Source organism: Marinococcus luteus (assembly GCF_034497705.1).
Taxonomy (GTDB): Bacteria; Bacillota; Bacilli; order Bacillales; family Marinococcaceae; genus Marinococcus; species Marinococcus luteus_A.
In genome coordinates, this window is sequence record NZ_JAXRUV010000013.1 from 26,533 (window position 1) to 46,939 (window position 20,407).

General features: G+C 47.9%; 19 protein-coding genes and 1 other annotated feature. All 19 genes read right to left on the minus strand.

What is annotated here, in order from left to right:
• Positions 1-14 precede the first annotated feature (14 nt).
• A complete protein-coding gene (rpsL, locus tag Q9M42_RS14975) occupies positions 15-434 on the minus strand; it encodes a 30S ribosomal protein S12 (protein ID WP_022794463.1) in 420 nt (139 codons plus the stop codon).
• Between the two features lie 117 nt (positions 435-551).
• Complete coding sequence (locus Q9M42_RS14980; protein ID WP_091616724.1) at positions 552-803, minus strand: 50S ribosomal protein L7ae-like protein; 252 nt, start codon at positions 801-803, stop codon at positions 552-554.
• Positions 804-880: 77 nt separating this feature from the next.
• Complete coding sequence (gene rpoC, locus Q9M42_RS14985; RefSeq protein ID WP_322527243.1) at positions 881-4,498, minus strand: DNA-directed RNA polymerase subunit beta'; 3,618 nt, start codon at positions 4,496-4,498, stop codon at positions 881-883.
• 122 nt (positions 4,499-4,620) lie between these two features.
• Positions 4,621-8,160, minus strand: a complete 3,540-nt coding sequence (gene rpoB / locus Q9M42_RS14990; protein WP_322527244.1) for a DNA-directed RNA polymerase subunit beta — start codon at positions 8,158-8,160, stop codon at positions 4,621-4,623.
• 573 nt (positions 8,161-8,733) lie between these two features.
• Positions 8,734-9,330 (minus strand): class I SAM-dependent methyltransferase, encoded by a 597-nt coding sequence (locus Q9M42_RS14995; protein ID WP_322527245.1) that lies wholly within the window; start codon positions 9,328-9,330, stop codon positions 8,734-8,736.
• Positions 9,331-9,435: 105 nt separating this feature from the next.
• On the minus strand, positions 9,436-9,798 hold the full coding sequence (rplL, locus tag Q9M42_RS15000) for a 50S ribosomal protein L7/L12 (protein ID WP_319630636.1): 363 nt from the start codon (positions 9,796-9,798) through the stop codon (positions 9,436-9,438).
• Positions 9,799-9,850: 52 nt separating this feature from the next.
• Positions 9,851-10,357, minus strand: a complete 507-nt coding sequence (rplJ, locus tag Q9M42_RS15005; RefSeq protein ID WP_322527246.1) for a 50S ribosomal protein L10 — start codon at positions 10,355-10,357, stop codon at positions 9,851-9,853.
• A gap of 43 nt (positions 10,358-10,400) precedes the next feature.
• Positions 10,401-10,554 (minus strand) — a sequence feature (ribosomal protein L10 leader region).
• A 100-nt stretch (positions 10,555-10,654) separates the two neighbouring features.
• Positions 10,655-11,353 (minus strand): 50S ribosomal protein L1, encoded by a 699-nt coding sequence (rplA, locus tag Q9M42_RS15010; RefSeq protein ID WP_322527247.1) that lies wholly within the window; start codon positions 11,351-11,353, stop codon positions 10,655-10,657.
• A 120-nt stretch (positions 11,354-11,473) separates the two neighbouring features.
• Entirely contained in the window at positions 11,474-11,899 is a 426-nt protein-coding gene (gene rplK, locus Q9M42_RS15015) for a 50S ribosomal protein L11 (protein ID WP_022794455.1), read from the minus strand.
• A gap of 179 nt (positions 11,900-12,078) precedes the next feature.
• Positions 12,079-12,612 carry a transcription termination/antitermination protein NusG gene (gene nusG / locus Q9M42_RS15020; RefSeq protein WP_022794454.1) on the minus strand — a complete coding sequence of 178 codons (534 nt, stop codon included), beginning with the start codon at positions 12,610-12,612 and terminating at the stop codon, positions 12,079-12,081.
• A 55-nt stretch (positions 12,613-12,667) separates the two neighbouring features.
• On the minus strand, positions 12,668-12,865 hold the full coding sequence (gene secE / locus Q9M42_RS15025; RefSeq protein WP_322527248.1) for a preprotein translocase subunit SecE: 198 nt from the start codon (positions 12,863-12,865) through the stop codon (positions 12,668-12,670).
• A 296-nt stretch (positions 12,866-13,161) separates the two neighbouring features.
• A complete protein-coding gene (gene glpK / locus Q9M42_RS15030; RefSeq protein WP_322527249.1) occupies positions 13,162-14,691 on the minus strand; it encodes a glycerol kinase GlpK in 1,530 nt (509 codons plus the stop codon).
• Between the two features lie 33 nt (positions 14,692-14,724).
• Positions 14,725-15,552 (minus strand): MIP/aquaporin family protein, encoded by an 828-nt coding sequence (locus tag Q9M42_RS15035; protein WP_322527250.1) that lies wholly within the window; start codon positions 15,550-15,552, stop codon positions 14,725-14,727.
• 350 nt (positions 15,553-15,902) lie between these two features.
• Positions 15,903-16,571: an RNA polymerase sporulation sigma factor SigH gene (gene sigH / locus Q9M42_RS15040; protein ID WP_319630635.1), complete on the minus strand. Its 669-nt coding sequence runs from the start codon at positions 16,569-16,571 to the stop codon at positions 15,903-15,905.
• Positions 16,572-16,632: 61 nt separating this feature from the next.
• Entirely contained in the window at positions 16,633-17,145 is a 513-nt protein-coding gene (locus Q9M42_RS15045) for an NYN domain-containing protein (RefSeq protein ID WP_322527251.1), read from the minus strand.
• On the minus strand, positions 17,142-17,894 hold the full coding sequence (gene rlmB, locus Q9M42_RS15050; protein ID WP_322527252.1) for a 23S rRNA (guanosine(2251)-2'-O)-methyltransferase RlmB: 753 nt from the start codon (positions 17,892-17,894) through the stop codon (positions 17,142-17,144). The genes Q9M42_RS15045 and rlmB overlap by 4 nt, the downstream gene beginning before the upstream one ends.
• Entirely contained in the window at positions 17,891-18,307 is a 417-nt protein-coding gene (locus tag Q9M42_RS15055; protein ID WP_322527253.1) for a Mini-ribonuclease 3, read from the minus strand. Before Q9M42_RS15055 ends, rlmB begins: the two co-directional genes overlap by 4 nt.
• 1 nt (position 18,308) lies before the next feature.
• The gene (gene cysS, locus Q9M42_RS15060; RefSeq protein ID WP_322527254.1) at positions 18,309-19,703 is read right to left on the minus strand and encodes a cysteine--tRNA ligase; all 1,395 of its coding nucleotides are present in this window, start codon (positions 19,701-19,703) and stop codon (positions 18,309-18,311) included.
• Positions 19,703-20,377: a serine O-acetyltransferase EpsC gene (gene epsC, locus Q9M42_RS15065; protein ID WP_322527255.1), complete on the minus strand. Its 675-nt coding sequence runs from the start codon at positions 20,375-20,377 to the stop codon at positions 19,703-19,705. Before epsC ends, cysS begins: the two co-directional genes overlap by 1 nt.
• Positions 20,378-20,407: the final 30 nt, after the last annotated feature.

The following is a 20,407-nucleotide window of genomic DNA, read 5'->3' on the forward strand; positions in this document are numbered from 1 at the left end:
TGAACAAACCGTTATTATTTCTTTTTCTTTCCACGTTTGGTTCCGTATTTGGAACGGCTTTGCATACGGTTTTGTACACCGGCAGTATCAAGGGCGCCACGAACAACGTGATAACGCACACCAGGAAGGTCCTTCACACGGCCTCCACGGATCAATACTACGCTGTGCTCCTGGAGATTGTGACCAATACCAGGGATGTATGCTGTAACCTCGATTTGGTTAGTTAGGCGCACACGTGCGTACTTACGAAGAGCCGAGTTTGGTTTCTTCGGAGTAAGGGTGCCTACACGAGTACATACACCACGTTTTTGCGGAGCATTTTGATCTGTTGGGACTTTACGCAAGCTATTGTAACCTCGGTTCAATGCCGGAGAGTCAGTCTTTTTAGTCTTCATCTGACGGCCTTTACGAACCAGCTGATTAATAGTTGGCATAGTTGTTTTCCTCCTTTCCGACTAAGTTATTTCAAGACCACCGTTCCAGGTGGTTCATTGATAAGCAAAATGAAAGTTTTTGCCGATGAGATCCGAAATCCCACCAGCAAAAACTCGTTATTGCTTTTTTAAAGCGATCGTAGCCGCTCCTACATCAATTCCGCAAGCTTTCCCAAGTTTTTTCATCGAATCGACAAACTGGATGGAAACACTGCTTTCATTTGCTGCGTTAAGAATACGCTGCTGAATTTCTGCAGCGGCATCCTCTGCCACAATGATTTCGGAAGCTGTGCCATGTTCAATCGCTTTAAGCGTTTGTTTAGTTCCAATTAAAACTTCGTCAGCCTGTGTTACTTTTTCATAAGACATCATTCATCCTCCAAAGCACAGGAGCTTAACGCACCTTAGATAGCATATCACCGCGTTTTTGCGATGTCAACACTATTTCATTCCGACGAATATACTTCTTCGCCCGTTTCCTGCATTTCCTGAACGGCTTCTTCCGGGAGAACCTGTTCGAGGCTGCGGTAACGCTGCATGCCTGTACCAGCCGGAACCAGTTTCCCGATAATAACGTTCTCTTTCAGACCTAACAGCTCGTCGCGCTTGCCGCGAATGGCTGCGTCCGTAAGAATTCTTGTCGTTTCCTGGAACGAAGCGGCCGAAAGGAAGGAATCCGTTTCAAGCGATGCTTTCGTAATACCAAGAATGACCGGCTGGCCGACGGCTGGCTGATGGTGTTTTTGAAGTGCTTCACGGTTTGCTTTTTCAAACGCATGCACTTCCACCAGACTGCCAGGGAGAGCATCTGTATTACCGGAATCAGTAATCCGGATTTTACGGAACATCTGGCGGACCATTACTTCAATGTGCTTGTCGCCAATTTCAACGCCCTGCATGCTGTATACCTTTTGAACTTCTTTCAGAAGATACTGCTGTACCTGGTCGAGTCCAGTTACTTTCAACAGTTCTTTCGGATCGATCGAACCTTCAGTAAGAGCCTGGCCGACTTCTACCCGATCTCCCACTCCTACCCGGAGACGGGCACCATAAGGAGTTGTATAGGAGCGGCTTTCAAGCGCGCCCTGCACCGTAACTTCTTTTTTATCCGTCAGATCTTTCACATCGACAATTTCGCCGGAGAGTTCAGAAATAACAGCCTGGCCTTTCGGATTACGGGCTTCCACAAGCTCCTGGATACGAGGGAGACCCTGGGTAATGTCATCCCCGGCTACGCCGCCTGTGTGGAACGTACGCATTGTAAGCTGCGTACCCGGTTCACCGATAGATTGGGCAGCGATGATTCCTACTGCTTCACCCACTTCAACGTCGGCTCCTGTAGCAAGGTTACGGCCGTAGCATTTTTTGCAGACGCCGTGATGCGTATCGCACGTAAAGACAGAGCGGATAACGACTTTTTCGACGCCGGCTTCTTCAATAATACGGGCCGAATCTTCATTCAGTAGCTCGCCTTTTTGAGCCAGTACTTCGTCCGTTTCAGGATGACGCACCGTTTCAAAGGCTACACGGCCGATGAGGCGGTCCTGAAGCTTTTCAATGATTTCGTTACCTTCACGAAGCGTTGCTACCGAAAGTCCGCGGTCGGTGCCGCAGTCATCCTCACGGATGATAACGTCCTGGGCCACGTCCACAAGACGACGGGTCAGATAACCCGAGTCAGCAGTTTTAAGCGCTGTGTCGGCAAGACCTTTACGCGCACCGTGCGTGGAAATAAAGTATTCAAGTACTGTAAGTCCTTCACGGAAACTTGATTTAATCGGAAGCTCGATGATACGTCCGGATGGATTAGCCATCAGTCCGCGCATCCCTGCAAGCTGCGTAAAGTTCGAGGCGTTACCACGGGCACCGGAGTCACTCATCATAAAGATAGGGTTGCGTATATCAAGCGTACCCATGAGCTTTTCCTGAATGACGTCTTTGGCGCTGCCCCAGATACTGATAATTTTATCGTAGCGCTCTTCTTCGGTAATCAAACCGCGCCGGAACTGTTTCATTACCCGCGAAACCTGTTCCTCGGAATCCGTCAGCACGTCCTGCTTATCCGGAAGTACAACAATATCCGAGATACCAACAGTAATGCCTGCTTTTGTAGAGTAATGGAAGCCAAGGTCCTTCATACGGTCAAGCATTTTCGACGTTTCGATGATCTGGAAGTTTTTAAATACCGCTGCGATGATATCCCCCAGGAAGCCTTTTTTAAACGGCTGTATGAGTTCGCGGTTTTTAAATTCTTCTTTTACATCTGTCGTGCTCGGCACTACATATTTTTCCGGGAGCTCCTGCTCAAGGTTTAATGCTGTCGGCTCGTTCACGTAAGGGAACGATGTCGGCAGAATTTCGTTGAAAATGAGCTTTCCTGGCGTAGTTAATACGAGTTTGCTCATCTCTTCTTCACTGAAGTTCGTTTTATTTAACGCACGCACAGGCAGGGCAATCCGGGTATGCAGGTGAACATAGCCGTTTTGATAGGCAGTGAGCACTTCTTTTATATCGTTAAAGATAGAACCTTCACCCATCGCGTTTTCACGCTCAAGTGTCAGGTAATAGTTTCCAAGTACCATATCCTGGGACGGAGTAACAACTGGCTTTCCGTCCTTAGGGTTCAGGATGTTCTGCGCTGCAAGCATGAGCACGCGGGCTTCTGCCTGCGCTTCTGCCGAAAGCGGCACGTGTACAGCCATCTGGTCCCCGTCAAAGTCAGCGTTATACGCTGTACATACGAGCGGGTGAAGTTTAATGGCGCGTCCTTCGACCAGCGTCGGTTCGAACGCCTGAATACCAAGGCGGTGAAGCGTTGGTGCACGGTTTAAAAGAACCGGATGTTCGCGGATCACGTCTTCAAGCACGTCCCAAACTTCCGGATGCACGCGTTCTACTTTCCGCTTTGCACTCTTAATGTTGTGTGCCAGGCTCCGGTTCACGAGTTCTTTCATTACAAACGGCTTGAACAGCTCAAGAGCCATTTCTTTAGGAAGTCCGCACTGATACATTTTCAGGCTTGGCCCGACCACGATAACAGAACGACCAGAATAGTCGACACGTTTACCGAGAAGGTTCTGACGGAAACGTCCCTGCTTCCCTTTAAGCATGTGAGAAAGAGATTTTAGCGGACGATTCCCGGGACCAGTAACTGGACGGCCGCGGCGTCCGTTGTCGATCAGGGCGTCGACAGCTTCCTGAAGCATCCGTTTTTCGTTTTGTACGATGATGCTCGGTGCTCCCAGGTCAAGAAGACGCTTCAAACGATTGTTCCGGTTAATCACACGACGGTACAGATCGTTCAGATCAGAGGTGGCAAACCGGCCGCCATCAAGCTGAACCATTGGACGGATTTCCGGAGGAACAACCGGGAGCACGTCGAGAATCATCCATGCTGGATGGTTGCCGGAGTGACGGAACGCTTCAAGCACTTCCAGACGCTTGATCGCACGAGTGCGGCGCTGTCCCTGTGCTGTTTCGAGTTCACCTTTCAGGCCGTGCACTTCTTTTTCAAGATCAATATCCTGAAGAAGCTTGCGGATGGCTTCTGCGCCCATTTGTGCAGAGAAGGTTTTGCCGTACTTATCGTAATACGCACGGTACTCTCTTTCGGAAAGAAGCTGCTTGTATTCAAGCGGAGTCTCCCCAGGCTCCGTTACTGTATAGGAGGCAAAATAAATAACTTCTTCGAGCGAACGCGGGGACATATCAAGGACTAGTCCCATACGGCTCGGAATACCTTTAAAGTACCAAATGTGAGATACCGGAGCTGCAAGTTCAATGTGGCCCATACGTTCCCGGCGCACTTTCGAACGGGTAACCTCTACCCCGCATCTGTCACAGACTACGCCTTTATAGCGAATACGCTTGTATTTACCGCAATGGCATTCCCAGTCCTTGGTTGGACCGAAAATACGCTCGCAGAACAGCCCGTCTTTTTCCGGTTTTAACGTCCGGTAGTTGATCGTTTCTGGCTTTTTCACTTCGCCGTGTGTCCAGGAACGAATTTTTTCCGGAGAGGCAAGTCCAATTTTCATATATTCAAAGTTATTGACGTCTATCAAGAGGTCGACCTCCCTTTCAATCTTTAAAGGTGGCATGGCTGAAAGAGGGACAAGAGGTGCCTACAAAAAGCTGAAAAGCTTTTAATTAGACACCCCGTGTTCTCCGTTTTACCGATGAGACCTTATGCGTTTTCCGTGGACTCGATTCTAAGATTCAAGTTATCTCCGGGTTGTTCATCTTCATCATCGAGCTCTTTCATCTCGATTTCCTCTTCATTGCTCGAAAGCATTTTCACGTCCATGCCAAGGCTTTGAAGCTCTTTAATCAGAACTTTAAACGACTCGGGGACACCAGGCTCCGGGACGTTTTCCCCTTTAACAATCGCTTCGTACGTCTTCACACGACCGACAACGTCGTCGGATTTCACCGTGAGAATTTCCTGCAGCGTATAAGCTGCACCGTACGCTTCAAGTGCCCATACTTCCATTTCCCCGAAACGCTGGCCGCCGAATTGCGCTTTACCACCAAGCGGCTGCTGGGTAACGAGGGAGTAAGGTCCGGTGGAACGGGCGTGAAGCTTGTCGTCAACCATGTGGGCAAGCTTGATCATATACATGACCCCGACCGAAATACGGTTGTCAAAGGTTTCACCTGTACGTCCATCGTACAATACGGTCTTTCCGTCCCGGGCAAGACCGGCTTCCTGAATAGTTTCCCAGACATCTTCTTCACGGGCACCGTCAAATACCGGTGTCGCCATGTGAAGGTTCAGGGAACGAGCCGCCATGCCAAGGTGCATTTCAAGCACCTGTCCGATGTTCATACGAGAAGGTACCCCGAGAGGGTTCAGCATGAGATCAATCGGTGTTCCGTCCGGCAGGTAAGGCATATCTTCCTCTGGAAGAATACGCGAAATAACACCTTTGTTTCCGTGACGGCCGGCCATTTTATCCCCTTCGTGAATCTTACGCTTCTGCACGAGGTATACCCGGACAAGCTGATTCACTCCCGGTGGAAGTTCATCTCCGTCTTCACGGTTAAAGATTTTTACGTCGAGTACAATACCGTCTGCGCCGTGAGGAACACGAAGCGAAGTATCCCGTACTTCACGGGCTTTTTCCCCAAAGATCGCGTGAAGCAGACGTTCCTCTGCGGAAAGCTCTGTCATACCTTTTGGCGTTACTTTCCCAACAAGAATGTCGCCATCCTTCACTTCCGCACCGACACGGATAATACCGCGGTCATCCAGATCCTTCAGCGCTTCTTCGCCGACGTTTGGAATGTCACGGGTGATTTCTTCCGGTCCGAGCTTAGTATCGCGGGCTTCAGACTCATATTCATCGACGTGAATGGAAGTATAAACGTCGTCTTTTACTACCCGTTCACTCAGGATAACGGCGTCTTCATAGTTATAGCCATCCCAGGTCATAAAGGCGGTTAATACGTTACGTCCCAACGCCATTTCCCCGTTGTCCATCGACGGGCCGTCTGCAAGTACTTCGCCTTTTTCAATACGGTCCCCATCCTTAACGATCGGACGCTGGTTGTAGCTTGTTCCCTGGTTGGAACGGACGTATTTCATCATACGGTATTTGTCGATATCTGTTTCTACTTCTTTTCCATCCACATCTTCAATGCGGCGGATCCAGATTTCACGTGCGGATGCCCGCTCAACTACACCTTTGTGACGTGCTATAATGGCAGCGCCTGAATCCTTTGCTGAAACGTATTCCATGCCGGTACCTACAAGAGGCGCTTCCGGTTCGAGAAGCGGCACTGCCTGACGCTGCATGTTCGCACCCATCAATGCCCGGTTGGAGTCATCGTTTTCAAGGAACGGAATGCAAGCTGTAGCAGCAGAAACTGCCTGCTTTGGCGATACGTCCATATAGTCAATTTTTTCTTTTGGAACGATCGTGTTATCCCCGCGGAAACGGGCAATAACTTCATCGTCGGCAAACGTGCCGTCTTCAGCAAGTGAAGCGTTCGCCTGGGCGACTACGTAGTTGTCTTCTTCATCGGCAGTAAGGTAGTCACACTGCTCGGTGACCACTCCCGTATCCGGATCTACACGACGGTAGGCAGTTTCGATGAAGCCGAATTTGTTCACCTTGGCGTAGCTTGATAAGGAGTTAATTAAACCGATGTTCGGACCTTCCGGCGTTTCGATCGGACACATACGCCCGTAGTGGGAATAGTGCACATCACGGACTTCAAAGCCGGCACGTTCACGAGTAAGACCGCCCGGCCCAAGCGCTGACAGACGGCGTTTGTGTGTCAGCTCAGCCAGAGGATTTGTCTGGTCCATGAACTGGGAAAGCTGCGAGCTTCCGAAAAACTCTTTAATAGAAGCAATTACCGGGCGGATATTGATAAGCGCCTGCGGCGTAATGGAGCTTGGATCCTGAATGGACATACGCTCACGTACGACACGTTCCATACGGGAAAGCCCAATACGGAATTGATTTTGAAGCAGCTCCCCGACAGAACGGAGACGACGGTTGCCCAGATGGTCGATATCATCTGTACGGCCGACGCCGTGAAGAAGATTGAAGAAATAGTTAACCGAAGCAATCATGTCTTCAGGAGTAATATTCTTCGTATCATTATCAATATTTCCGTTACTGATTACGTTAATTTCACGGTCTTCGCCTTGACCGTCATCTGCATAAATCTTAATAGACTGTACGTCCAAATCTGCATCTTCCACCACTCCACCGGAAACGGTGTACCGTTTAAATCCAAGATTGTTTTCCAGGTACGGCATCAGACGGTCCAATGTCCGGCGGTCGAGCATTGTACCCGCTTCGACAATGACCTCTCCCGTTTCTGGGTCAGCAAGCGTTTCTGCTAAACGCTGGTTGAATAAACGATTCTGGATGTGAAGTTTTTTATTCATTTTATAACGCCCGACGTTTGCGAGATCGTACCGCTTCGGATCAAAGAAGCGCGTGTTTAATAAGCTCTTAGCGCTATCCACCGTTGGCGGTTCTCCAGGGCGGAGACGTTCATAAATTTCGAGAAGGGCTTTTTCGCTGCCTTCTGTGTTATCCTTTTCGAGCGTATTCCGCAGGTACTGGTCTTCGCCCAGAAGATCGATAATCTCCTGATCCGAACCAAACCCAAGCGCACGAAGGAGCACGGTAACCGGGATTTTCCGGGTGCGGTCAATACGAACGTGAACGACGTCTTTTGCGTCTGTTTCAAGCTCGAGCCATGCGCCGCGGTTCGGAATAACGGTTGCAGTGTGGCCACGCTTGCCGTTTTTGTCCACTTTATTATTAAAATATACGCTTGGTGAACGTACGAGCTGGGATACGATAACACGCTCAGCACCGTTTATCACAAAAGTACCTGTGTCGGTCATAAGCGGGAAATCACCCATAAATACTTCCTGCTCTTTTACTTCGCCGGTCTCTTTGTTCATCAGGCGAACCTTGACCCGGAGCGGTGCAGAATATGTGGCATCGCGTTCTTTTGATTCATCAATCGGATATTTAGGCTCCCCTAAATTGTAATCGATGAATTCAAGCACCAAGTTTCCGGTAAAATCTTCAATCGGCGAAATGTCCTGAAACATTTCGCGAATACCTTCATCTAGAAACCATTGATAAGAAGCCGTCTGAATCTCAATGAGGTTTGGAAGATCCAACACTTCATTGATTCGGGCATAGCTTCTCCGCTGGCGGTGACGTCCAAATTGAATAAGTTGACTTGACAACAGATTCACCCCTCAAATCTCGCATGATATCCGCCCGTTTTAAAAACAAGCGTTTTTCCAAGGCAATTATCGGTAATATAGCTAAATAGTGATAAATGCAGAGACGCGTCGTCATGTAGACGGACGGCTCTTTCTGTTCTGATAAAAACGCCTGCATATCAGAACACAGAGAACAGCCCGCGCACACTTCGTCGTTAAAAAAGCTTCACAAACCGAATAGCCAGCTTGAGAACGCTGATCGATTCTCCCTGACTTATGTTGATTATCTTAAATGGAATTGTTTTTCCTAATACTTATTACGATCGATTCTCCCATTTCTCATTCGAGTGTGTTAGAATAAGAAGGAATCAAAAGCACAAACGTTCTCGTTATAGTGGATAAGCTTGCTGCAATCGTAATTCAGCCCAGCCGTGAAGTGGCAAATAGAAAAGAAATGGATGATACTTCTTACGGTATCACCTGATTTAATAAGTAGAATATTACATGTAGTTTGGCGCGCACGGATACTTATACGCATTAAATTATAATACCATATCAAAACAGCACCGTCAACTTCTGATGGTGCTGTTTTATTTATTTACGTGCCCGAAAAATATAATAGCCTTTATTCTTTTTCACATTTTTTACGACCGGAAAAAGCTCATTAAGCTTTTCCTTCGCTGAAGGGGCGCCCTGCTTTTTTTGAATGACAATCCAGCATTCGCCCCCCGGCTTTAGCGCTTCATAAGCTTCTTCGAACAGCCGGTGCACTACTTTCTTTCCGGCCCTGATGGGTGGGTTTGTCAAAACTGCTGCCGCTCCGCCTTTATAGGCACTAAACAAATCACTTTCTTCCGCTTCCGCGTTATCTAGCTGGTACCGCTCGAGATTTTTCTTTGCCAGCTCCACGGCGCGCTGATTGATATCAAAAAGCAGAACGCTTCGGTTAGTTTCTTTGGCGAGAGTAACTCCTACCACGCCGTAACCACAGCCCACATCTACGATGTCCCCGTCTACCTCCGGCCATTCAAATGTTTCAAGCAGTGTCTCCGTACCAAAATCCACTGTTTGTTTCGAGAAAACTCCGCTGTCTGTAATAAATGACCAGTCTTTTCCCCGTAGCTCTGCATGAATGACTTTCTCGTTGCTTGCCGCGCTTGGATTTGTATGAAAATATTGTTCACCGCTCATAGCATCGCTCCGTTCTAATTATTGGAATATTATCATAGCAAGGCCAGGCAGTTTATTGCAACAAAAAACTCACCCGCACAAGTGCGGATGAGTTTTATACGAAACTTACTTCAATTCGATAGAAGCGCCTGCTTCTTCGAGTTGACCTTTCATTTCTTCAGCGTCTTCTTTGGATACGCCTTCTTTCAACGTGTCAGGAGCTCCGTCTACCAATGCTTTAGCTTCTTTCAAGCCAAGGCCGGTGATTTCGCGGACAACTTTGATGACGTTGATTTTAGAGGAACCAGCGCTTTCGAGTACTACGTCGAATTCTGTTTGCTCTTCCTCAACGACTTCACCGCCGCCACCGCCAGCTGCTACTGGTGCAGCTGCTGTTACGCCGAATTCTTCTTCAATTGCTTTTACTAATTCGTTCAATTCCAGAACGGACATTTCCTTAATCGCATCAATCATTTCTTGATTACTCATGGATAATCCTCCTCTTAATATTAATATTTAAGCCGATTGAAACGCCGGTTGGTTAGGCGCTCTCTTCTTCTTCTTTTTGCTCTGCCACTGCTTTTGTAGCCAGTGCGAAGTTACGGATTGGCGCCTGCATAACGCTAAGCAGCATAGCCACAAGTCCATCGTGGGATGGAAGGCTTGCCAATTCCTTGATCTGCTCCTGGGAAACAACGCTGCCTTCAATGACACCTGTTTTGATTTCCAGTGCTTCGTGATCTTTAGCGAAGTTGTACAATACTTTCGCAGGTGCTACTGCGTCTTCTTTGCTTGTCGCAATGGCCGTAGGACCTACCAGGTAATCGTTCAACTCGTCTTTAAGATTCACATCTTCTGCTGCACGACGCGCCATTGTATTTTTATATACTTTGAAATCAACGTCTGCTTCACGAAGCTGCGCACGCAATTCTGTGATTTCCGATACGTCCAGACCGCGATAATCCACCAGTACGGTCGATACGCTGTCTTTCAGCTTAGCCGCGATTTCATCAACAACCGCCTGCTTTTGTTCAATTACTTTGCTCATCCGTTCCACCTCCTGCCATTCTTTATTGTTTGCCGCCTGCAACCGCAGACACAAAAAATCTTCCTGTCCAATTAGCAGACACGAAGACACTACTCCCGTAAAACGCGTTAAAGCGTTCAATGTATAGGAATGGTACCTCGGCAGGACGTTTAAGTGCTTTGCACTCCTGCTGTCTGCGGCAACAATATAAAATTGTTGGCTGATCCGTCATTTAGTATAAATGGAAGCAGCACCCGGGTCAAGAGCTTTTTCAAGATTACCCGGGAGCTGCCGGCAAACAAAGTATTACGTTTTAATTTATGCGAATTTCAACGACGAAGTGTTTACTTTTACGCCAGGACCCATGGAAGTCGTTACAGCAACGCCTCTCATGTACGTTCCTTTAGCAGCTGCCGGCTTTGCTTTTTGAAGCGCTTCGGCAACCGTGTTGAAGTTTTCCACCAGGCTTGCAGTATCAAAGGATACTTTGCCGATTGGCGCATGGATGTTACCAGACTTATCGACACGGTATTCCACTTTACCTGCTTTAATTTCTTCAACAGCTTTTGTAACGTCCATTGTAACCGTACCAGTTTTCGGGTTAGGCATAAGGCCTTTCGGTCCGAGGGTACGGCCCAATTTCCCTACCTGGGCCATCATGTCAGGAGTGGCTACTACTGCATCAAAGTCAAACCAGCCTTGCTGCACGCGGTTCACCAGATCTTCTTCTCCTACATAATCAGCGCCGGCTGCTTCTGCTTCCTGAGCTTTTTCGCCTTTAGCAAAAACAAGCACGCGCTGGCTTTTTCCTGTTCCGTTTGGAAGTACAATCGCGCCACGGATCTGCTGATCGTTTTTACGCGGATCAATTCCAAGACGAAACGCCACTTCTACCGTTGCATCAAAGTTTACGATCGATGTTTTCTTCGCAAGCTCAATCGCCTCTTCAGCATTGTACTGCTGCTCCTGGTCGATGAGCTGCGCCGCCTCGCGGTATTTTTTACCTCTTTTAGGCATTGTTTTTCCTCCTTGTTGTGGTTTAACGGTAAGACCTCCCACTAGTAAAGGTTGCGAGCCGTCCCTTCGGCAAGAGCGTCAGAGGCGTCCACACAACCTTCAGCAAGGCAAATCTTTCAATTAGTCTTCAACGTTTAAGCCCATGCTGCGGGCTGTTCCTTCAACCATACGCATTGCTGAATCAACGTCAGATGCGTTCAAATCCTGCATTTTCGTTTCAGCAATTTCACGAACCTGATCCCGGGTTACTGAACCGACTTTGTTACGGTTAGGCTCACCGGAACCGCCTTTGACTCCAGCTGCTTCTTTAAGAAGTACAGGAGCTGGCGGAGTTTTCGTAATAAAAGTGAACGAACGGTCTTCATAGACACTGATTTCTACAGGAATGATTGTCCCTGTCTGCTCTTGTGTACGAGCGTTGAATTCTTTACAGAATCCCATGATATTCACACCGGCTTGACCAAGCGCTGGGCCTACCGGTGGTGCCGGGTTCGCTTTACCAGCCGGAATTTGAAGTTTAACAACCTTCTCGACTCTTTTAGCCACGCGACACACCTCCTTCGTCCGTGATGTGGTAGCCGGATACAACGTATCCTCCCACTCATTCTAAAACACCATGTGCTTTAGGCTATGATATCTTTCAATACCAAACAGAATGATTTTATCACCTGCAGCCAAAATAAGCAATAGCTAATTCAAGAGTGGGCGGAAACAATAAGCCGGCTCTAGATTTTTTCTACTTGAGTAAACTCCAGTTCGACCGGGGTTTCGCGGCCAAACATGTTTACATAAACTTTGACCTTCTGCTTCTCTGCATTAATTTCTTCGACCGTGCCAGTGAAATCAGCAAACGGCCCTTCGGTAACCTTCACTGCTTCTTTAAGTTCAAAATCAACTTCTGCCTTTGGTTCCTTCTCGCCCATCTGGCCGAGAATAGTATCCACTTCGTCCGGCAGCAGCGGCGTCGGCTTCGACCCAGCTCCTGTCGAACCGATAAACCCGGTTACACCGGGCGTATTGCGGACTACATACCAGGAGTCATCTGTCATTACCATTTCAACAATGACATATCCGGGGAAAACCTTTTTGGAGACTGTTTTGCTCTTTCCATTTTTGGTTTCCGTTTCTTCTTCCACGGGTACGAGTACACGGAAAATCTTATCCGTCATCCCCATGGATTCCACCCGTTTTTCCAGGTTTGTTTTTACTTTGTTTTCATAGCCCGAATAAGTATGGACTACATACCAGCTTTTTTCCATATCTAGAGTGGGAGCTAAGTCCCTTCCCTCCTTTATTCCAAACGTTCAACCATTACTACTCCAAAAATACACGAACAAGCTCAGAAAGCCCCAAATCGATAACGGAAAAATAGAGCACAAAAAAGATGATAGTCAGTACTGTGACAATCGTATATTTCGTGAGCTCTTTGCGTGTCGGCCATGTAACACGCTTCATTTCCTGCCCTACTTCTTTGAGAAAGCGGATAGGGCTTTTTTTCGTACCCCCAGCCATGCAGCCACCTCCATCAACCGGTGTTTACGGTTATAGAATTATTAATATAAGGTCTCGTACGAACAAAGTATCTGCATCTTTTTCTACATCGAATGTACCATCAGGCTTCTTTGCCCTGCTTGTTTTCAACCATTAAAAAAACAGCCGCTCCTAAGGGCTCTGCGGTCTGTTTGCTTTAGGTGCACATATATTTCTACCAATATCAATCATAAACAACTTCCCCACTATAATCAAGAAGAAATTGAAATGTATATAAAAACCGGCGCTCGTGGCAAGCGCCGGTTCCTTCATAATTATTAGTTAGTTGACTGCGTTGGTGCTTTCTTTTTTCCCGGCTTGAACGCTCTCGTAGCGTCCACTGCTTCTTTCCAGCCTTCGTACAGTTCTGTTCTCGTGTCTTCATTAATTTGCGGGTCAAACTGTTTCTCTTTTTTCCACTGCTTTTTCACTTCTTCTTTGCTGCTCCAAAAGCCAGTAGCAATTCCCGCTAAATACGCTGCTCCCATCGCAGTTGTTTCAATAACAGCCGGGCGCTCTACGGGCACACCGACAATATCACTTTGGAACTGCATCAGGAAATCATTTGAAACGGCTCCACCATCAACACGGAGAGATTTTACTTCAATACCAGAGTCTGTTTCCATTGCGCCGAGAACGTCTTTTGTCTGATACGCAAGCGACTCAAGGGTTGCTCTTACGAAATGCTCTTTTTCCGTTCCACGGCTGAGTCCAAAAATAGCTCCGCGCGCTTCACTGTCCCAATAAGGAGCACCTAGCCCTACAAATGCCGGTACAAAGTATACACCATTCGTATCATCGACGCGCTCGGCGTATTTTTGGCTGTCCGGGGAGTTAGTAAACATCCGAAGACCATCCCGCAGCCACTGAATAGCCGACCCGGCTACGAAAATACTTCCTTCAAGAGCGTATTCAACTTTACCATCAATTCCCCAGGCAATAGTAGTCAGCAATCCATTATTTGACGGCACTGGCTTATCTCCGGTATGCATCAGCATAAAGCAGCCGGTGCCATACGTGTTCTTTGCCATACCTTTTTCAAAGCATGCCTGGCCGAATAGCGCAGCGTGCTGGTCTCCTGCTACACCGGCAATAGGAACTTCCTGGCCGAAGAAGTGGTAATCTACCGTATTGGCATACACCTCGGAAGAAGAACGCACTTCCGGCAGCATGCTCTTCGGCACTCCCAGGACATCAAGCAGTTCATCGTCCCACTGCAGATCATAAATATTGTACATAAGCGTCCGGCCGGCATTGGTATAGTCCGTTACATGCGCTTTTCCTCCGGAAAGCTTCCAGATGAGCCACGTATCAATGGTACCAAACAGAAGATCTCCGTTATCCGCTTTTTCCCGGGCACCGTCCACATTATCGAGAATCCATTTTACTTTCGTTCCTGAGAAATAAGCATCAATCAGGAGACCGGTTTTATTTCGGAACATTTCCCCGTATCCCTGCTCGTTCAGCTCGTTGCAAATGTCCATCGTCTGCCGGGACTGCCATACGATGGCGTTATAGACAGGGCGGCCGGTGTGCTTGTCCCATACAACAGCTGTTTCACGCTGATTCGTGATCCCAATCGCGTTAATCTCTTCAGCCTGGATATCATTTTCACCAAGCACCTCTGCAAGGACTGCAAGGACAGACGTCCAGATTTCCTGGGCGTTATGTTCCACCCAGCCGGATTTTGGGAAGTACTGCTTGAATTCCCTTTGCGCAGTGCCTACGATTTCTCCTTCTTTGTTAAAAATAATGGCACGTGAGCTTGTCGTTCCCTGGTCGATTGCTAAAATGTATTTCTTCTCCATTCGCCTCATCTCCTCTTTCGTATATAAATTGTATTAGTTTTTAACTTCAGGGTTGGACATGATTGTTTTTTCGGAGCGTTTGCCCATGTAGTACAGGCTTCCCAGGAAAACAGCTACGACAACCGAGTAAATCATTAATGCCATCGCGCCCTCTCCTAAGAAGAACGAACGGTAGACCATTGCACCGAACACACCGCCGGCAGCCGGAGCTACAACTGGAATCCAGGCGTAGGACCAGTTGGAATCTCTTTTACCCGGAATCGGCAGCAAGGCGTGCGCAATACGTGGGCCAAGGTCACGGGCCGGGTTGATAGCATATCCTGTCGTACCGCCGAGTGAAAGACCAATCGCTACGATTAGAAAGCCGACAATTAACGGGTTCAATCCTTCAGTAAACTGGTTGGCACCAATTCCTAAAATACCGCCGACGAGGACGGCTGTGCCGATGAATTCGCTTAAGAAGTTATTAAACTTATTTGGAAGAGCCGGGTCAGTCGAAAATACCCCAAGCTTTGTATTCGGGTCATCCGTTTCTTTCCAGTGACCGAGAAAGTGAAGATAAACTACTACCCCGCCTAGTGCAGCACCAATTAATTGAGCAATAATGTAGCCTGGAACCTGGGCCCATGCAAATTCCCCAACAGAAGCAAGACCGAGCGTTACCGCCGGGTTAATATGCGCTCCGGAGAACTGGCCTACTGCGTAAACTGCCATTGCCACCGCAAACCCCCACCCAAGTGCTACAACAATCCAGCCTCCGCCCTGAGCTTTTGATTTGTTCAGGCTGATATTGGCAACTACGCCGCCGCCAAAGATAATAAGAATCATCGTACCGATAAGCTCTGCTAAATAAACAGACATTTCTTTTTCCTCCTTTTTTATTAAAGCTTACTTATCGTCATAACGTTAGGCGGTTCGTCTTATTATTTGTTACGGCGCCGTAAGACCCAGACCTTTGATCCCGGTTATTTTCCAGAAAAACGCTTTCATAATAATGAATAAAAATTAGCATGAACAACTGGAGATAACCAGGTGAGCCTGAAAAAAGCCGCACACGTATCCCGATGGAATGACTGGTGTGCGGCTTTCATATACTCAACCTAACGTATTAACTTAAATAAAGCTTACCACTATGAGAAAACGCTGTCAATAACTTGTCACATAATTATTTTTGATTTTTCTGAAATCAAGAAGCCTACAAAGCCCGTCTTTCAAGAGATTAACGCATTCCACTCTTCACAATTTTCAAGCTTCCGCTTGATTCTCTGAAGCGCATTGTCGATTGATTTATTTCTTCTGCCGAGCAGTCCGGACATTTCCTGATAGGAACGTCCATCGATGTAAAGCTGCAGCACCTGCTGTTCGAGTTCACTCAGTACACTGCCAATTTTGGTTTCCATATCCTCCTGCTTCTCCCTGATAATCAGCAGATCCTCCGGACTTTTGGCGTGGGTCTCTACTAAAATATCGAGCAGCGGCCGTTCCGAGTCTTCCTCATACACTGGCTTATCCAATGAAATATATGAGTTCAGCGGCGAATGCTTCTGCCTCGTCGCCGTCTTTATAGCTGTAATGATCTGCCTCGTAATACACAACTCAGCAAAGGCACGGAATGAGGATAGTTTGTCTCCCCGGAAATCTCGTACAGCTTTGTACAGTCCTATCATTCCTTCTTGTATAATGTCTTCATAATCTCCCCCGATGAGAAAATACGATCGCGATTTCGCCCGCACTAGATGCCGGTATTTCTCAATCAGTCGCTCTAACGCCTGGTTATCGCCTGCACGTGCAAATTCAATCAGTATTTCATCTTCGGTTCGGGTAGTTTGACGTTGTTCCGGTTTCTTGAGGTCTGTACTCAATACAATCCCTCCGCCCATGCGCGTAGTAGTGTAAATATAGCAATTATTATATCGGAGTGTTCATCAGAGCGTCAACTGCCTACAGATCCCTTTTACGCCATTTGTCGAAAATTTCTGCCATTTCTTCCGTTATAGGAAGAGTAGTCTTATGAATTGCTTTTTTTTGATTTGCAAGCTGTTCTTCAATGCCTTTTTCAACGAGCTTTGCTTCATGCCGGAGCTCCCGGGCTGATTTTCTTAACGCGCCGCTCCCAAACGTCATTGACTGTTCGGCATAGTCAGAAGTGGCGACGTACACTCTTGTTTCCACATTTTTTAACTCTCCAACTAATTTTTCGATGCGCTCATCAGCTGTCTCGTGTTCTCTCGTATATACGACTTCTACACGTTTCAGCTGATAGTTTTTTCCGATACCGGGGACCATGTGGGCATCGAAAACAACAATAACTCTCCATCCTTTATACGCCTGGTATTCCGCCATCACGTCAATAAGCCGGTCCCGTGCTTCTTCAAGATGACCGGCCCGGAGCGGCTTCAGCTCCGGCCAGTCCCCAATTACATTATATCCATCTACGAGAAGAATGTCCTTCATGGTGTCTGCCTTCCCTTCTCCTGTCGTTTGCGCAGTACTTCGTACATTAGAACACCACCAGCAACAGAAGCGTTCAATGAAGTAACCGGTCCGTGCATCGGAATCTCTATCAGAAAGTCACAGGCTTCCTTTACAAGCCGGCTCAGTCCCTTACCCTCGTTTCCGATTACGAGAGCAAGCGGCATATCTGCCTGCATCTGTCTGTAATCAGAAGCTTTTTCTGTGCCTGTCCCGGCTATCCAAAGACCTTTGTCCTTTAATTCATCGAGCGTTTTATTAATGTTAGTTACACGGACTACCGGCACGTACTCGACGGCTCCCGCTGAGGTTTTTACCACAGTATGTGTCACACCCGCCGCCCGTCTTTTCGGAATAATGACGCCGTGCACGCCGGAGGCATTCGCAGTCCGTATCATGGACCCCAGATTATGAGGGTCCTCCACCCCGTCCAGCACGAGGAAAAAAGGATCCTCATTCTGTTTTTCTGCTTTACGAAATAAATCGTCCAGCCCTGCGTACTGATACGCTGGAACAGCAGCCGCTACCCCCTGGTGCACGCCTGCATCGAGCTCATCGAGTTTTTTCTTTGAAACCTCCTGTACCACTATTCCTTTTTTTCCTGCGAGAGCGCGTATTTCCTGTGCTGCTCCTTTTTTGGAAGTGTCTGCGATCATAATTCTTTCAATTTTCCGATCGGCTTTTAACGCTTCTATAACGGGATTTTTCCCCGCGATCCATTCCTGGCTCATAATGACTTGCCTCTTTCTTGTGTTTTGTCTATCGCAAATGCAATAATTTCGTTCACACGTTCCTGTCTGCCGGCAAAATATAGATACCCAAGCATTGCTTCAAACGCTGTACTCATGCGGTAGGTGGCCAGGTCCGCATTTTTGGGAATGCTTCCGGATTTCGCGTTACGTCCCCGCCTGGCCACGGCAGTCTCCTCTTCAGTTAAATACCCCTCGTCCCACATGGACCGAAGCACTTCCGCCTGGGCCTGAGCTGATACGTAGGAGGTAGCCTGCTTATGCAGCTCCTGCGGCCGAACTTTCCCTTCCGAAATTAAATAATGACGGATGTGGGTTTCGAGCACTGCATCTCCCATATAGGCAAGCGCCAACGCATTTAACTGCTTTTCATCTACTTTACTATAGTTTATCATGTTACTTCCTCTTCCACCGGGTTCCCTGCGGCGTATCTTCCAATAAAATTCCGTCGTTCTCGAGCTGGTCCCGGATTTCATCGGCACGGGCAAAGTTTTTGTTTTTTCTTGCTTCCACCCGTTCTTCGAGAAGCTGTTCAATATCTTCGTCGAGCATTTCTTCTTCTTTTTCCAAAGAAACCCCCAGGACGCTTCCGATTTCTGTCATCGTATCAATAATTGCGTCCAGCGAATCAATACTTGTCTGCGGCTGCTGCATATATTTATTTGCTTCCCGGGCCAGATCAAACAGCACACTGATGGCGTTTGCCGTATTGAAGTCATCGTCCATCTCCTCCAGAAAGCGCGCTTTGGCCCGTTCTGCTGCTTCCCGGCCTTCCCTGCTGCCGCCGTCCGCGCTTTCGCCCCGGCGGTGCTTGACGTTTTCAATCGTCGAACGCAGTCGCTCCAGCCCGGCCCTAGCTGATTCAAGCAGGTCGTTGTCAAAGTTAATAGGATTGCGGTAGTGCGCCTGCATCATGAAAAAGCGGATCACTTCCGGGTCGTGCTGCTGAATCATGTCATGCACCAACACGAAATTACCGAGCGACTTCGACATTTTTTCATTATTAATATTAATATAGCCGTTATGCATCCAGTAGTGGGCCATCGGTTTTCCGGTCAATGCTTCCGTCTGGGCAATCTCGTTTTCGTGGTGAGGAAATTTTAAATCCTGGCCGCCGGCATGGATGTCGATAGTATCTCCCATATATTTTTTCACCATCGCCGAGCATTCAATATGCCAGCCCGGGCGCCCTTCGCCCCAAGGGCTTTCCCAGGCAATTTCGTTTTCCTTCGCTTTTTTCCAGAGCGTGAAGTCCATCGGGTCCTCTTTCTGCTCGCCTACTTCAATCCGCGCGCCCATCTGCAGATCTCCGACAGACTGCGAGGAAAGCTTACCGTAGTTTTTGAATTTCTTCGTGCGGTAATACACATCACCGTTTGATTCATAGGCAAATCCTTTTGCGATCAGCTGCTCGATAAACTCAATCATTTCTGCCACTGTTTCGGTCGCCCGTGGATGAAGATCCGCTTTTTCAACTCCGAGCGATTCGATATCTTCAAGGTAAGTGTCAATAAAACGATTGGCGAGCACCGGCACTTCTTCATTCATTTCCTGGGCAGCTTTAATAATTTTGTCATCCACATCGGTAAAATTCGACACGTAATACACATTGTATCCCCTGTACATCAGATAGCGGCGGACAGCGTCAAAAACGATAGCGGGACGGGCGTTGCCGATATGAATGTAGTTGTACACAGTCGGCCCGCACACATACATCGTAATCCGGTCCGGGTCTATCGGTTGAAACAGCTCTTTTTGATTAGTTAACGAATTGTATATATGAATCGCCATTACTGCTCTCTTCCTTTCACCGATTGTTCGTGGTTTGCACTTTTATGCTCCGGGAGACGTTCTTTCAGCAACTCGATTTCCTCTTCGAGTGAACGAATCTTATCAGCCACCGGATCCGGGAGATTCTGATGGTCGAGCGAGTTTCTGTTGATTTTCACGCCGTCCTGTACAACCACCTTTCCCGGAATGCCGACAACCGTCGAGTTGGGCGGCACTTCATTCAATACGACCGAGCCCGCACCGATACGGGAATGCTTACCAATCGTCATGGAACCGAGTACTTTGGCGCCGCTTGCGATCAATACGTGGTCTTCAATCGTCGGATGCCGCTTGCCTTTTTCCTTGCCCGTGCCGCCCAGAGTAACGCCCTGGAAAATCGTAACATTATCGCCGATTTCACACGTTTCTCCGATAACGACCCCCATGCCGTGATCAATAAACAACCGTTCGCCGACTACCGCTCCCGGATGAATTTCAATTCCGGTAACAAAGCGGCTGAGCTGAGAGATCACGCGGGAAAGAAAAAACATCTTTTTCTTCCACAGCCAATGCGCGAAACGATGAGACCATACTGCGTGTACCCCCGCATACGTGAAGACCACTTCCAGACGGTTTCTCGCTGCCGGGTCCTGGTCAAATACGACGTCCAAATCATTTTTCAGCGTTTTCCACATGGTGCTTCCCCACTTTCTATTCCTTCTCTC